1 protein-coding gene is annotated in these 1,419 nt (G+C 69.0%); it reads right to left on the bottom strand.

Annotated elements, in window-relative coordinates:
- The coding region (gene ligA / locus BIS11_RS17500) for an NAD-dependent DNA ligase LigA (protein ID WP_253586716.1) at positions 1–1,222 on the bottom strand (1,222 nt) is incomplete at its 3' end.
- Between the last annotated feature and the right edge of the window lie 197 nt (positions 1,223–1,419).

The following is a 1,419-nucleotide window of genomic DNA, read 5'->3' as shown; positions in this document are numbered from 1 at the left end:
CGATCGCCTTAGCGTTGGCCGGGCGCCGGGTAGTGTCCACGCGCACCACCTGGGGGATGACGTCGCCGGCCCGGCGAATCGCCACGGTGTCGCCGATCATCACGCCCAGCCGTTCGATCTCGTCGGCGTTGTGCAGCGTGGCGTTGGAGACCGTGACTCCGGCCACGGAGACCGGCGCGAGCCGGGCGACCGGGGTGATGGCGCCGGTGCGCCCGACCTGGAACTCGACGTCGTCGAGAGTCGTGACCTCCTCCTGGGCGGGAAACTTGAACGCCACCGCCCAGCGCGGGGCGCGCGCCACGAAACCCAGCTCGCGCTGGGCACGCAGATCGTCGACCTTGATCACCACGCCATCGATATCGAAGCCCAGCGCCAGGCGCTTCTCGCCGAGCGCGTCGCAGTAATCCGCCACCGCCTCGGGGCCCTTGAGTACCTTGAGCTCCGTGCTCGAGCGAAAGCCGAGGGTCTTCAGGCGCGCCATCAGTTCGCTGTGGCTCGCATCCCCGGCGTCGGGGTCGATCCGCGCCACCTGGTAGGCGTGAAACTCCAGCGGCCGCCGGGCGGTGATGCGCGGGTCGAGCTGGCGAAGGCTTCCGGCGGCGGCGTTGCGCGGGTTGGCGAACACCCGTCCCTCCTCCTCCCGGGCGCGCTCGTTGAGCGCCTCGAAGCCTTCGTGGCGCATGATCACCTCGCCGCGCACCTCGAGAAGCGCCGGCACGTGCTGGCCGCGCAGCTTGAGCGGAATCGAGCGCAGGGTGCGCAGGTTCGAGGTGATGCCCTCGCCGGTGCGCCCGTCGCCGCGGGTCGCACCCTGGGTCAACACACCCTGCTCGAACACCAGCGACACCGCGGCACCGTCGAGCTTGGGCTCGCAGCTGAACGCGATGTCGTCGGCCTCGATCTCCAGGCGCTCGGCCACGCGCGCGGCGAAGGCGAGAATGTCGTCGCGGCTGAAGGCGTTGTCCAGCGACAGCATGGGAATCGCATGGGCCACCGCCGGAAAGCCCTCCGCCGGGGCGGCCCCCACCCGCTGGGTCGGCGATTCCGGCGTGACGAGTTCGGGGTACTCCGCCTCGATGCTCTTCAACGCCTGGAGCTTGCGGTCGTAGTCGGCGTCGGTCAGCGCGGGTTCGTCGAGAACGTAGTAGCGGTGGTTGGCGTCGTCGAGCTCGGCGCGCAGGGTAGCGAGCTCTTCGAGCACGCGGGAGGAGGGCTTGCTCATGCAATCGGGTTCCGTGAAACAGTACGAAGTGAAGCGTGCCTATAGCCTAGCGCTTTCATAACGAAAACACCCGCCTGAAAAGGCGGGTGCAGGAAGCGAGCGCGGGATCAGCGCGCGGTATGGCGCTGCAGCCGATGGCGGCGTTCGAACTCGTGGACCCGCTGGCGGGCGAACTCGATGGTCTGGGCGGTCATCAC

This window comes from Halomonas sp. 707D4 (genome assembly GCF_024158685.1).
In the GTDB taxonomy this organism is placed as follows: domain Bacteria; phylum Pseudomonadota; class Gammaproteobacteria; order Pseudomonadales; family Halomonadaceae; genus Vreelandella.
Note: the sequence above shows the minus strand (reverse complement) of the source record. Positions and strands in the feature narration are given on the sequence as shown.